The 12,460-nt window shown below is 72.7% G+C and carries 15 protein-coding genes; 13 read left to right on the top strand and 2 right to left on the bottom strand.

Annotated elements, in window-relative coordinates; genetic code table 11:
• The first annotated feature begins 4 nt into the window (after window positions 1–4).
• From Vau01_RS10540 to Vau01_RS10505, 8 genes are read left to right on the top strand one after another with little or no spacing between them, the layout of a single operon-like run.
• Window positions 5–439 carry an FAS1-like dehydratase domain-containing protein gene (locus Vau01_RS10540; protein WP_203989979.1) on the top strand — a complete coding sequence of 145 codons (435 nt, stop codon included), beginning with the start codon at window positions 5–7 and terminating at the stop codon, window positions 437–439.
• Window positions 436–831 (top strand): MaoC/PaaZ C-terminal domain-containing protein, encoded by a 396-nt coding sequence (locus Vau01_RS10535; RefSeq protein ID WP_203989978.1) that lies wholly within the window; start codon window positions 436–438, stop codon window positions 829–831. Before Vau01_RS10540 ends, Vau01_RS10535 begins: the two co-directional genes overlap by 4 nt.
• The gene (locus tag Vau01_RS10530; RefSeq protein ID WP_203989977.1) at window positions 828–1,562 is read left to right on the top strand and encodes an enoyl-CoA hydratase family protein; all 735 of its coding nucleotides are present in this window, start codon (window positions 828–830) and stop codon (window positions 1,560–1,562) included. The genes Vau01_RS10535 and Vau01_RS10530 overlap by 4 nt, the downstream gene beginning before the upstream one ends.
• Window positions 1,562–2,704, top strand: coding sequence for an acyl-CoA dehydrogenase family protein (locus Vau01_RS10525; protein WP_373320227.1), 1,143 nt, complete (start codon window positions 1,562–1,564; stop codon window positions 2,702–2,704). Before Vau01_RS10530 ends, Vau01_RS10525 begins: the two co-directional genes overlap by 1 nt.
• The gene (locus Vau01_RS10520) at window positions 2,704–3,696 is read left to right on the top strand and encodes an acyl-CoA dehydrogenase family protein (RefSeq protein ID WP_203989967.1); all 993 of its coding nucleotides are present in this window, start codon (window positions 2,704–2,706) and stop codon (window positions 3,694–3,696) included. The genes Vau01_RS10525 and Vau01_RS10520 overlap by 1 nt, the downstream gene beginning before the upstream one ends.
• Window positions 3,693–4,538, top strand: coding sequence for an enoyl-CoA hydratase (locus Vau01_RS10515; protein WP_203989965.1), 846 nt, complete (start codon window positions 3,693–3,695; stop codon window positions 4,536–4,538). Before Vau01_RS10520 ends, Vau01_RS10515 begins: the two co-directional genes overlap by 4 nt.
• Window positions 4,535–5,269: an SDR family NAD(P)-dependent oxidoreductase gene (locus Vau01_RS10510; protein ID WP_203989963.1), complete on the top strand. Its 735-nt coding sequence runs from the start codon at window positions 4,535–4,537 to the stop codon at window positions 5,267–5,269. Before Vau01_RS10515 ends, Vau01_RS10510 begins: the two co-directional genes overlap by 4 nt.
• On the top strand, window positions 5,262–6,782 hold the full coding sequence (locus Vau01_RS10505; protein ID WP_203989962.1) for a class I adenylate-forming enzyme family protein: 1,521 nt from the start codon (window positions 5,262–5,264) through the stop codon (window positions 6,780–6,782). Before Vau01_RS10510 ends, Vau01_RS10505 begins: the two co-directional genes overlap by 8 nt.
• Here Vau01_RS10505 and Vau01_RS10500 read toward each other — a convergent pair.
• A complete protein-coding gene (locus Vau01_RS10500; protein ID WP_203989960.1) occupies window positions 6,754–7,851 on the bottom strand; it encodes a zinc-dependent alcohol dehydrogenase in 1,098 nt (365 codons plus the stop codon). The genes Vau01_RS10505 and Vau01_RS10500 overlap by 29 nt on opposite strands.
• Window positions 7,852–7,955: 104 nt before the next feature.
• Between Vau01_RS10500 and Vau01_RS10495 the strand changes: the two genes are divergently transcribed.
• Genes Vau01_RS10495 through Vau01_RS10475 form a run of 5 tightly spaced genes read left to right on the top strand, consistent with a single transcriptional unit; the run spans window position 7,956 to window position 11,163 of the window.
• On the top strand, window positions 7,956–8,492 hold the full coding sequence (locus Vau01_RS10495) for a 2-oxoacid:ferredoxin oxidoreductase subunit gamma family protein (protein ID WP_203989954.1): 537 nt from the start codon (window positions 7,956–7,958) through the stop codon (window positions 8,490–8,492).
• Window positions 8,479–9,537: a thiamine pyrophosphate-binding protein gene (locus tag Vau01_RS10490; RefSeq protein ID WP_203989945.1), complete on the top strand. Its 1,059-nt coding sequence runs from the start codon at window positions 8,479–8,481 to the stop codon at window positions 9,535–9,537. Before Vau01_RS10495 ends, Vau01_RS10490 begins: the two co-directional genes overlap by 14 nt.
• Window positions 9,534–10,301, top strand: coding sequence for a thiamine pyrophosphate-dependent enzyme (locus Vau01_RS10485; protein WP_203989937.1), 768 nt, complete (start codon window positions 9,534–9,536; stop codon window positions 10,299–10,301). The genes Vau01_RS10490 and Vau01_RS10485 overlap by 4 nt, the downstream gene beginning before the upstream one ends.
• Window positions 10,298–10,948 carry a GntR family transcriptional regulator gene (locus Vau01_RS10480; protein ID WP_203989935.1) on the top strand — a complete coding sequence of 217 codons (651 nt, stop codon included), beginning with the start codon at window positions 10,298–10,300 and terminating at the stop codon, window positions 10,946–10,948. The genes Vau01_RS10485 and Vau01_RS10480 overlap by 4 nt, the downstream gene beginning before the upstream one ends.
• Entirely contained in the window at window positions 10,945–11,163 is a 219-nt protein-coding gene (locus Vau01_RS10475; RefSeq protein ID WP_203989933.1) for a 4Fe-4S dicluster domain-containing protein, read from the top strand. Before Vau01_RS10480 ends, Vau01_RS10475 begins: the two co-directional genes overlap by 4 nt.
• Here the strand turns inward: Vau01_RS10475 and Vau01_RS10470 are convergent.
• Window positions 11,153–12,421 (bottom strand): sensor domain-containing phosphodiesterase, encoded by a 1,269-nt coding sequence (locus Vau01_RS10470; protein ID WP_203989931.1) that lies wholly within the window; start codon window positions 12,419–12,421, stop codon window positions 11,153–11,155. The genes Vau01_RS10475 and Vau01_RS10470 overlap by 11 nt on opposite strands.
• Window positions 12,422–12,460 lie beyond the last annotated feature (39 nt).

Raw genomic sequence — 12,460 nt, 5'->3', positions numbered from 1 at the left:
CTTCGTGGTCGACTCCGCCGCCGTCGGCACCACCGGTGAACCGTTCGTGATGGACCTGGAAGCCGGGAAGATACGGGAATTCGCCCGCGCCGTCCGGTCGTCCTCCGTCGCCTCTCTCGGCGACAAACCAGCAGTCGACGGACCCGTGATCCCGCCGACGTTCCTCACCACCGCGTTCTTCTGGCAGACCGGGGCATCCGACCCGTGGACGGCCGTCGCGATGGACCAGAGCCGCGGGCTGCACGCCGAGCAGGAGTTCGTGTTCCACGGCCCGCCGCCGCGCGCCGGGCAACGACTCGTCGGCACCTCGCGCATCACCGAGGTCTACGAGAAGCAGGGCCGCAACGGGACGCTCACGTTCGCCGTGATGGTGACGGAGTTCCGCGACGAAAGCGGCACCCTCGTGGCGTCGGCGACCCTGACGGGGGTGGAGACGTGAACGTCCCGGAGCCGTTGGTGGTCGGGCCGCTCACCCGCACCGATCTCGTGAGGTACCAGGGCGCGTCGGGCGACTTCAACCCGATCCACCACGACGAGCCGTTCGCGACGTCGGTCGGGCTGCCGGCGCCGCTGTCGCTGGGCATGCTGCAGGCCGGGCTGATGGCGACGTGGGCGACGGACTGGCTGGGCGCCGCCGCGGTGCGCCGCTTCAAGGTCCGGTTCGCCGCGCAGGTGTTCCCGGGCGACACCGTCTCGTGCTCGGGCCGCGTCGAGCGGGAGTACACGGTGGACGGTGACCCGATGGTCGACCTGGAACTGTTCTGTCACAAGCAGGACGGCACGTTGGCGGTACGCGGTTGGGCAACCTTCTTCGTCGGGGAGAGTCAATGATCACGTCCACTGTGGACGAACTCGGGGTGGCCGAGGTCGTCATGGACAACCCGCCGGTGAACGCGTTGCCGGTGGCGGGGTGGTTCCGGCTGGCGTCCGCGCTCGGGGAACTCGGCGCCGATCCGGCGGTGCGGGTCGTTGTGCTGCGGGCCGAGGGACGCGGGTTCAACGCCGGCGTCGACATCAAGGAACTGCAGGCGGCCACCGACTTCTCGGCGCTGATCGGCGTGAACCGCGGGTGCGCGGCCGCGTTCGCGGCGGTGTACGAGTGCCCGGTGCCGGTGATCGCGGCCGTGCAGGGGTTCTGCCTCGGCGGCGGTATCGGCCTGGTCGGCAACGCCGACATCATCGTCGCCAGCGACGACGCCACGTTCGGGCTGCCCGAGGTCGACCGGGGCGCGCTGGGCGCGGCGACGCACCTGTCCCGGCTCGTTCCGCAGCACCGGATGCGGGCGATGATGTACACGTCGGCGACCGCGACGGCGGCCGAACTGCACGCGTACGGGTCGGTCCTTCGGGTGGTGCCGCGCGCCGAACTGCGTGACGCGGCGTTCGCGGTGGCCGGCGAGATCGCCGCCAAGGACCCGACCGTGATCCGGGCCGCGAAGGAGTCGCTCAACGGGATCGACCCGTGGGACGTGCGCCGCAGCTACCGGTTCGAGCAGGGGTTCACGTTCGAGCTGAACCTGTCGGGCGTCGCCGACAAGGTGCGCGAGGAGTTCGGCAAGTGATCGATCTGACCGACACCTCCACCGAGGCCGCGTTCCGGGCCTCGGCGCGCGCGTGGCTGAGCGCCAACGTGCCCGCGTCGTTGCCGTCGGGCGACACGCGGGACGGGTTCGCCCGTCACCTCGAGTGGGAACGCGACCTGTTCGCGGCGCGGTGGGCGGTGGTGTCGTGGCCGCACTCGTACGGCGGGCGCGACGCGTCGCTGTGGGAGTGGCTGGTCTTCGAGGAGGAGTACTACGCGGCGGGCGCGCCGCAACGCGTCACCCAGAACGGGATCTTCCTGCTGGCGCCGACGCTGTTCGAGTTCGGCACCGACGAGCAGCGCGACGTTCTCCTGCCGCGGATGGCCGCGGCCGAGGACCTGTGGTGCCAGGGCTGGTCGGAGCCGGGCGCCGGCAGCGACCTGGCGTCCATCACCAGTCGCGCCGAACGGGTCGACGGCGGCTGGCGGCTCAACGGCCAGAAGACGTGGACGACGCGCGGCGCGTTCTGCACCCACCTGTTCGGCCTGTTCCGCACCGATCCGTCCTCGGCGCGTCATAAGGGCCTGACCTATCTGCTCGTGCCGCTGGACACGCCCGGCGTCACCGTGCGCGGGTTCGGCCGGCTCGACGGCGACGAGGGATTCGCGGAGGTGTTTTTCGACGACGCCTTCCTGCCCGACGACGCGGTGCCGGGCGGCGTGGTGCTCGGCGGCGTCGGCGAGGGCTGGCGGGTGGCGATGGCCACCACGGGCTCGGAACGCGGGCTGACGCTGCGCTCGCCCGGCCGCTTCCTGGCCTCGGCACAGCGGTTGGTCGACCTGGCCCGTTCCACGAACGCCGGCCCTCGATTGCGGGACCGCGTGGTGCGGGCCTGGCTCGGTGCCCGCGCGTACGAACTGTTCACCGCGCGCGAGGTCGACGCCATGCTGGCGGGCCGGTCGCCCGGTGCCCGGTCGAGCCTGACCAAGCTGCACTGGTCCGAACTCGACGTCGCCCTGCACGAGACGGCGCTGGAACTGCTCGGCCCCGACGCCGAACGCGACGACGCGTGGGCGCGCGGGTTCCTGTTCAGCCTCAGCGGTCCGATCTACGCCGGCACCAACGAGATCCAGCGCAACATCGTGGCCGAGCGCCTGCTCGGGCTGCCCAGGAGCCGGTGATGCGGTTCGCGCTGACCGACGACCAGCTCGCCCTGCGCGACGCGGTCCGAGAGGTACTCGCCGACACCTGCCCGCCGGCGGTGGTGCGATCGTCGTGGACGGGCGGACCCGTCGACGGTGTGGCGGCGGCGCTCATCGAGCTCGGTGTACCCGGGATGGCCGTGCCGGAGAAGAACGGCGGCCTCGGACTGTCCGATGTGGACCTGGTGCCGGTGCTCATCGAGGTGGGCTACGCGGCGGTGCCGTTGCCCGTTGCCGAGACGGCCGCGGTGGCCGCACCCCTGTTCGCGGCGGCCGCGTGGCCGGGGCTCGAAGCCCCGGGCGTGCTGGCCGGCGACACCTGGGTCGCGGTGCGGCGCGCCGACGGGCCGGTGCCGTGGGCGGGCCGGGCGTCGCTGGTGCTCGACCTCACCGGCCCGGCCGCCGTGGTGCGACCGGTCACCGGCACGGACGTGTCCACAGTGGACGGGTCGCGCGCGGCCCGGCTGCTCGACGACGCGCCCGGCGAGGTCGTCACCGACGACCCCGACCTGGTGGCGCTCGTCCGCGACCGGGCCGACCTCGCCACCGCCGCGCAACTGCTCGGGCTCGGCCGGCGGATGCTCGACCTGACCGTCGACCACGTGACGACGCGGACGCAGTTCGGCGTGCCGGTCGGCAGCTTCCAGGCGGTCAAGCACCACCTCGCCGACGCGCTGCTGCAGCTGGAGTTCGCCGAACCGCTGGTGTACGCGGCGGCGTGGGCCACCGCCACAGCCACAGCCACAGCCACCGGAACACGGGAACGCGACGTCTCCGCCGCCGTCGTCACCGCGGTCGACGCCGCGCGGTTCGTCGCGCGCCGGGCGATCCAGTGCCACGGCGCGATCGGCTACACCGTCGAGTACGACCTGCACCTGTACGCCAAGCGGGCCTGGGCGCTGGCCGCCACCTGCGACCTCGACGCACACCTCACGCGCCTGGCCCGCGCGTTGAACCTGGAGGTCCAATGACCGTCGTGGAGTACCGGACCGAGGGGCCGGTGGCCGTGGTCACCATGAACCGGCCCCGCTACCGTAACGCCCAGAACTCGGCGATGACCTACGCGCTCGACGACGCGTTCCGCACCGCGTGCGACGACGACGCGGTCAAGGTGATCGTGCTCGCCGGCGCCGGCGACCACTTCTCGGCCGGGCACGACATCGGCACCCCGGAGCGCGACATCGACACGTCGTTCCCGCGCCGGGCCGGCATGTGGTGGGACCACGTCGGCAAGCCGGGTGCGGAGAGCCGGTACGCCCGCGAGTCCGAGGTGTACCTCGGGATGTGCCGGCGCTGGCGGGAGATCCCGAAGCCGACGATCGCGAGCGTGCAGGGCGCCTGCGTCGCCGGTGGCCTGATGCTCGCCTGGTGCTGCGACCTCGTCGTGGCGGCCGACGACGCGTTCTTCGCCGATCCCGTGGTGCGGATGGGCATCCCGGGCGTCGAGTACTTCGCCCACCCGTGGGTGATGGGTCCCCGGTTCGCGAAGGAGTTCCTGTTCCTCGGCGAGCGGGTCGACGCGGCCCGCGCGTATCAACTGGGCATGTTGAACCGGGTGGTGCCGCGGGCCGACCTCGAAGCGTCCACACTGGACATCGCCGGACGGATCGCGAAGATGCCGCGGCTCGGGCTCGCCCTCACCAAGCGCGCGGTGAATCAGGCCGAGGACCTGATGGGCCTGCACGCCGGCATGGACTCGGTGTTCGGGCTGCACCACGTCGCGCACGCGCACAACGCCGAGGTCGGCATCGACGCGCTCGCCGGCCACGACGCCCGGACGATGCGTGATGCACAACGGAGCCCAAAGGAATGAGGTACGCCGGACGGGTCGCACTCGTCACCGGTGCCGGCTCCGGACTCGGCATGGCGACCGCGATGCGCCTCGCCAACGACGGCGCGCTCGTCGCCTGCGCCGACATCACGCCGAACGGCATCGGCGACCGGCTGGGCTCCGCCGGCCTCGACATCGAGGTCGACGTCACCGACGAGGCCGCCGTCCGGACGGCGGTCGACAGCGTCGTCGAATGGGCCGGCCGCCTCGACCTGGTCGTGAACGCCGCCGGCGTCGCCTCGTTCGGGCACACCACCGACGTCGACCTCAGCGAATGGCACCGGCTGCTGACCGTCAACCTCACCGGGCCGTTCCTCGTCATCCGGGCGGCGTTGCCGCACCTGATCGAGAGCCGGGGCGCGGTGGTGAACGTCGCGTCGCTGGCCGGCGTGCGCGGCTGGCGGTACGGCGCGGCGTACTCGGCGTCCAAGGGCGGGCTGGTCGCGCTGACCCGGTCGCTCGCCGTCGAGTACGCCAAGGCGGGCGTGCGGTTCGCGTGCGTGTGCCCCGGTTCGATCGACACGCCGATGCGTCAGGCGATCCGACCGGTGCCGGACGCCGACCCGGACCTGCTCGCCCACGGCCGCGCGCTGGTCGACCCGCCGGTGGCCGATCCGGAGGAGATCGCCGCCGCGATCGCCTTCCTCGGCTCGCGGGAGGCGCGGTTCGCCACCGGCGCCGTGCTCCGGATGGACGGTGGCGCCGGTGCCTGAGTTCGACGACGCGACGATCGCCCGGCACACGGCCGCCGGTCACTGGGACGCCCGCACGGTCACGGATCTCGTGCGCCGCAACCCACCCGACGCGATCGCCTTCCACGCACCCGACGCCACCCTCACCTGGGGCGAGTACGACGACCTGTCGAGCCGGCTGGCCACCGCATACGTCGACGCAGGTTGGCGGCGCGGCGACCGGCTGGCCGTGCTGCTGACCGGTGGCGCGCTCACCCACGTCGCGTACCTGGCCGCGCAGAAGGCCGGGCTGGTGACCGTCGGGCTCGGCCCCCGGGCGGGGGACGCGGAGGTGGCGCATGTCGTGCGGCACACCGGCGCCGTCGCGCTCGCCACGCGGCGCGAGCACCGCGGGCGTCCCGGAAAGGAGATCGCGGCCCGGGCCGGCGTCCGCCACCTGGAACTCGATCTCGCCACCGTCCCCTCCGGACAGTCCACTGTGGAGGGACTCGGCCCGGACGACCTCTTCTTCATCAACTCCACCTCGGGCACCACCGGGCTGCCCAAGTGCGTCGGGCAGACGATGAACGTCCGCAAGTACTTCGGCCCGCTCGCCGCCGCGGCGGCCGGATTCGGCCCGGACGAGGTGATGGCGAGCGTTCTCCCGGCGCCGTACGGCTTCGGGCTGTGGAGCGCGCACATCGTGCCGGCCATGTACGGCTTCCCGACCGTGCTCACGGAGGAGTTCGACGCGGGCGGGACGCTGCGGCTCATCGAGGAGCACCGCGTCACCGTGCTCGCGGCGGTCACGAGCCAGTTCGTCATGCTGCTCAACCATCCGGCGATGGCGGACGCGGACCTGTCGTCGCTGCGGGTGCTGTTCACCGGCGGCGAGCGCGTCCCGTACGAGCGCGCCGCCGAGTTCGAGCGCCGCACCGGGTGCTCGGTGCTCCAGTTCTACGGTTCCAACGAGGCCGGCCCCATCTCGGTCACCACCATCCGGGACGCGCGTGAGCGCCGCCTGCGCACGGTCGGCCGCCCGGTCGCCGGCACCGAGGTACGCCTGTTCGGCGCCGACGGGCAACTCGGCGTCCGCGGTCCAGGCTGCACGCCCGGCTACGTCGACGACCCCGACGCGAACGCCCGCCTGTTCCGCGAAGACGGCTGGCTGCTGACCGGTGACCTGGCGGCGCTGGACGACGACGGTTGGCTCACGATCGCCGGCCGCGCGGCCGACTTCATCATCCGCGGCGGTCACAACGTCAGCGCCCCCGCCATGGAGGCGGCCGTCGGCACCCATCCGCGGGTGGCCCAGGTCGCCGTCGTCGGCGTCCCCGACGAGATCCTCGGCGAACGCGCCTGCGCCTACCTGGTGACCCGCGACGGCGGTCCGCTGGACCTCGACGACCTCCGCGCGCACCTCGCCGCCAGCGGAGTGTCCAAACAGGACTGGCCCGAGTACGTGGTGGTGCTCCCGGAACTCCCGCTCGGCACCGGCGGCAAGGTCGACAAGGCCGCCCTGCGCGCTAGGGAAGCACCACCTGCACCGGGTTGATCGCGCCGTGCGCGGCCTTGTTCGCCGTCATCTCCACGGCTTCCGGGAGCGCGTCGATCCCGTGTAGCCGGTGGGTCACCAGCGACTCGACGTCGACGTCGCCGCGGGCGACGAGCCGCAGCGCGTACTCGAACACGCTCGCGGCGGGGGAGTAGCCGCCGGCGCCGGAGCGCGGGTGCAGCAGCGCCACCGAGCGCTCGCGCAGCAGCCCGACGGGTGCCTCGAACCGTTGCGGCAGCACGGATACCATGACGATCCGTCCACCCCGGCGCACGCACCGGGCCGCCAGGTCGAGCGTCGCGACGCCCGCCAGGCCGGCCTCCGGCGGGCCGCCGGCGGTCTCGATGACCACGTCGGCGCCGATGCCGTCGGTGGCGTCGCGGACGGCCCGGCGGACGTCGGCGTCGGCGCCGAGGACGACGTCGGCGCCGAAGCGTTCGGCGAGCGCGAGCTTGGCGGGGCTGCGGCCCGCGACGATGACGACGCCCGCGTTGCCGTGCCGCGCGACCTGGATCGCCAGCAGGCCCATCACCCCGGCGCCGATGACGAGCACGCTCTCGCCGGGCCTGATGTCCGCCTCCGCGTGGGCGTGGATCGCCCCGGCGAGCGGCTGGATGGCGGCGACCGCCGAGGCGCTGACCCCCGCGGGCACCGGCACCACGCTGGCGGCCGGCACGGCGACCCGTTCGGCGAACGCGCCCGGCCGGGTGAACCCGATGAACTCGGGACGCGCACAGGCGTCGGGTCGGGCGCGGCGGCAGGCCGCACAGCGTCCACAATGGATGGTCTCGACGGCCGTGACCGTCGCACCCACCGCAACCCCGCTGTCCGCGCCGGCCTCGCTGACCACGCCGCAGAACTCGTGGCCGCCGAACCGCACCGGCCCGTCGGCGAGCGCCCGCGCGAGCTGCGCGTGCATGGCGATCGGCTCGCCGAGGACGAGCCCGCACTCGGTGACGCTCGGTTGCACACAGGTGACGTCGACGACCACCTCGTCGGGCCGCGGCACCGGATCCGCCACCTCGTCGACGACCAACTTCCCAAACCCGTGCAGGACGGCCGCGCGCATGGTTGACCTCCTCTTGCCCTCGGGTTGAATTTTGTATTCAATATCTAAACGGTGTCAAGCGGCGGCGGCAAGCAGCGGCGGCGGGCGGCGAGAGGGGGTGGGCGGTGGAGCGCGAGGTCATCGTCACCGGTATCGGGGGGCAGGGGATCCAGTTGCTGGCCAAGACGCTGGCGTTGGCCGCCACCCGGGCCGGTCTGCACGCGATGCTGTCCGCCGACTACGGCGGTGAGATGCGCGGCGGGCCGTCGAAGGCCAGCGTCGTCGTCGGGGACGGGCCGCTGCACGCGCTGCCGGTGCTCGCCTCGGCGTGGTCGGCGATCGTCGCGCACCACCGGTTCAGCGAACCCGTGCTCGCCCGGCTGCGGCCGGGTGGTCCGGTGATCGCGAACGTTCCGCTCGTCGACCCGGCCGCGTTGCCCGACGGCATGGAGGTGCACACGATCGACGCCGCGGCCGTGGCGAAAAAGGTCGGCGCGCCGAACGCGATCGGGTTCGTGTTGCTGGGGGCGTACAACGCGGTCGCGCGGATGGTGGAGCCGGAGGCTCTCGCCGCGGCGATGGAGGAACTGCTGCCGCCCTACCGGCGCCAGCACGCGCCCGCGAACAGGAAGGCGTTGGAGGCCGGTCATGGAGCTTCTTGAAGGGTCGGCGGCGATCGCGGAGTCGGCAATCGCGGCCGGGTGCCGGTTCTTCGCCGGCTACCCGATGTCGCCGTTCACCGGCCTGCTGGAGAACATGTCGCACAAGCTGCCGGCGGCCGGCGGCGTGTTCATCAACGCGGAGAGCGAGATCGAGGGCGTCAACATGGCGATCGGCGCGGCCGCCACGGGTGCGCGCGCCGCCACCGGCTCGTGCGGGCAGGGCATCGCGTTGATGCAGGAGGCCATCGCCGAGGCGGCCCTCAACGAGACGCCGATGGTCGTCTTCAACATGGCGCGCAACCAACAGGACTACTTCCAGTGCACGCGCGGCGGCGGCTGGGGCGACTACCGCACGATCACGTTGGCGCCCAAGGACGTTCCCGAGGCCGTCGAGCACACCCAGCGGCTGTTCCACCTCGCCGACAGGTACCGCGCACCCGTGATCCTCTACGGCGACCCGCTGATCGCGCAGACGCGCGTCGGCGTCGAGATCCGCAAGCGAGACTTCGGGCCGCTGCCACCGAAGGACTGGGCCCTCGACGGCAGCGGCGGCGGCACCGGCCGCTCGCGCCAGATCTGGACCTGGGCGATGGGCAAGGCCACCGATCCGGGGCCGGGCCCCGACCGCCACTGGCGGGCCGTCGCCACGAAGTTCCAGACCATCGAGGACGCCGAGCAGCTGCACGAACAGTCCGATGTGGACGATGCCGAGACGGTCGTGGTGGCGTTCGGAAGCGCGGCCAAGTTCGTCGAGTACGTGGTGCGTGAGTTGCGCGCCGAGGGGCACAAGGTCGGCTGGTTCCGGCCGATCACGTTGTGGCCGTTCCCGGGCGCGGCGCTCACCGAGGCCACCCGGACGGCGAAGCGGGTGCTGGTGTTCGAGCTCAACGCCGGCCAGATGCTCGACGACGTGCGCATGCACGCGGCCGACCGGTCGGCGATCCGGTTCATCGGCGGGGTGAGCATCGCCGAGTCCGGGCTGGCGTACGGGGAACTGCTCGACGCGCCGGTGCTCCGCAACCTGATCCTGGAGGCGTCCCGATGACCATCGACACGAGTCAACCGCCGGTGGGTGGGAAGCTGGTCGCGGCGCCGAAGCCGTCGCTGCTGCTGGGCGAGCACTCGCTGTGCCCGGGCTGCGGGGAACCGGTGGCGCTGCGGCTGCTGCTGGAGGTGCTGCAGGACCTCGACATCGTGCAGCGCACCATCGGCGTCGTCGGGCACGGCTGCTACGGCAGCTTCGTCCGCATCATGGACGTCGACGTGCTCCAGTGCCTGCACGGCCGCGCGCCGTCGTGCGCCACCGGCATCAAGCGGATGCGGCCCGACTGCGCGGTGTTCACGCTGCAGGGCGACGGCGACATGGCCAACGAGGGGCTGCAGGAGGTGCTGCACGCGGCGGCGCGCGGGGAGAAGGTCACCTGCGTGATGCTGAACAACGGCGTGTTCGGCGACACCGGCGGCCAGCAGACGGCCACCACGGTCATCGGGCAGCGCACGAAGACCAGCCTCGACGGCCGCGACCCGGAGACCCACGGCTACCCGGTGCCGGTCGCCGACCTCGTCGCGAAGCTGCGCGGCACCGCGTACGTGGCGCGGGGCGCCGTGTCGACCGCGGCCGGGGTCCAGCAGACGAAACGCATGCTGCGCAAGGCGTTCGAGGTGCAGCTCGAAGGCAAGGGCTTCGGGCTGGTGGAGATCCTCACGATGTGCCCGACCGGGTGGTTCGTACCCGCGGCGGAGGGCGCCAACTACCAGGGCGGCACGATGGAGCAGGCGTATCCGATCGGCGAACTGGTGACCCCGTGACTTTGATCCGTACCAAGACGAGCGAGGCGGTGGCCGACCACATCCTCGGCCTGCTGTTCGACGGGACGCTGCGCACCGGCGACCGAATTGACATCGACGGCGTCGCCGCCACGCTGGGCGTGAGCCGGGTTCCGGTGCGGGAGGGGCTGATGAGCCTGGAACGCGACGGCCTGGTGCGCATGCCGCACTACAAGGGCGCGTTCGTGGCCGGGTTCGACGCCGACACCGTGTTCGAGGCGTTCGAGTTGTACGCGATGCTCAGCGCGCTCACCAACCGCCGCGCGGCCGCGAAGGCCGACCCGGCGGTGCTGGAGTCGTTGGCGAAGCTCGACGACGCGCTCGACCGGGCGTCCACAGTGGACGAATTCGAGGGCCTGGCCCGCGAGTTCCGGCGGGTGGTGAACGTGTCGGCCGCCGGCAACCACCTGCGGGCGCTGCTGCGCACGTTCAGCGGCCTGGTGCCGGCGGCGGCGCGCTTCGCGATCGAGGACGCGCTACCGGCCGAGCGCGCCGCCCTGCGCGCCGAGTACGAGGCGCTGCGCGCCGGCGACCCGGACGCCGCCGCCCGGGCGGCCCTGGACCACATCAACCTGACGGCTGCCAACGCCGTCTCCGCCCTCAAGCGGAAAGGGGTGTTCCCGGAGTGAAGACCTCCCGCGGCACGCTCGTCATCGACGTCGACAAGTGCAAGGGCTGCGAGCTGTGCATCGCCGCCTGCCCGCCCGACGTGCTCGTGATGTCGTCGACGGTGAACGAGATCGGCTACCGGTACCCGGAGCTCACGCCGGGCTGCACCGGGTGCACCGCCTGCCAGATGGTGTGCCCCGACTTCGTGTTCACGGTGTACAGAACTACGTCGTGATCCGGCGCATCAGGATCCGGGCGGCGCGCACCACCACCGACCGGTCGTAGGTCAGGCGGAACGACATCGTCCCGTCCTCGGCGTCGCCGCGTGCGGCCAGCAGCACGGCCCGGTGCGGGTCGATGACGATCGTGACCCACTCGGCCCGCAGCGGGTCGGCGGCGTCCAGCGCGTGGATCAGCGCACCCGGCGGCAGGTGCCGGGGCGGTTCCGCGCACAGTGCCGCCGCGAAGCTCGCACTCCGCGCGATCACCTCGAGGAACGCCAGCGGGCCGCCGGACATCATGTGCTGGGCGGGCAGGCAGGCGAGGAAGACGGGCGGGTCCTGGTCGAGGGCGGCCCGCTGTTCGAGGTCGTCGGCGAGGGCCTCGATGACGGCGCGGGGCGCCGGCGCGGCGCGGCCGTGGGCGCAGGCGACCAGGAACGGGGTGTCGTCGGCCTCGACCGGCGGCAGGCTGTCGATGAGCGGCAGCGGGTGCACGGGGTTGCGGGTGCGCTTGGGCAGCGGCTCCGGGCGTCCGAACAGGAAGCCCTGTCCGTAGGAGGCGCCCAGCGCCCGCGCCGTCCGGACGTGCTCGGCCGTCTCGATGCCCGCGGCGAGGGTCACGGCACCGGTCCGCTCGCGGTGGGCGGTCACGGCGCCGAGGACGCGCGGAGCGCGCTGGTGCCCGTCCCCGTGCAACAGAGAAACGTCGACCTTGACCACGTCGGGACGCGCGAACGGCATGAGCGCCAACGAGTCCGCGGTGAGCCCGACGTTGTCCAGGGAAATGCCCCAGCCGGTCGACCGGGCCCGCTCGATGCCGATGAGCGTCGCGGCCGGGCTGGAGCCCAGCGCCCGTTCGGAGATGTCGAGGAAGACGCGCAACCGGCTCAGCGCCTCGGCGAGCGTGCCGACGAGTTCGGGCGGCACCGGACGGCCGACGCTGGCCGGGTCGGCGTTGACGAACAGCGACACCGACGGGTGGAGGTCGGCGTCGAGCGCGGCCCGGAACGCCGCCACCCGGACGATCGTGTCCAGTTCCCAGGCGAGCCCGGCCGACGCCGCCGCGGCGAACAACGCGTCGGGACGCTCCAGCACGGTACCGGCCGGGCCCCGCGCCAGCGCCTCGAACGCCACCACCTCCCGGGTGTCGAGGTGCACGATCGGTTGGAAGTGGGCGGTGACGAGGCGCTCGGCCACGATCCGGTCGACCGGGATGCCGGCCTCCGGAACCTGGGGCGGCTCGTGTCCGCCCCGCCTGAACAGCGTCGCCATGCCGACCTGATCGGCGCACCGGCTCCCGGGTTGAGGACA

Origin of the sequence: Virgisporangium aurantiacum, from assembly GCF_016863635.1 — a bacterium.
Taxonomy (GTDB): Bacteria; Actinomycetota; Actinomycetes; order Mycobacteriales; family Micromonosporaceae; genus Virgisporangium; species Virgisporangium aurantiacum.
Note: the sequence above shows the minus strand (reverse complement) of the source record. Positions and strands in the feature narration are given on the sequence as shown.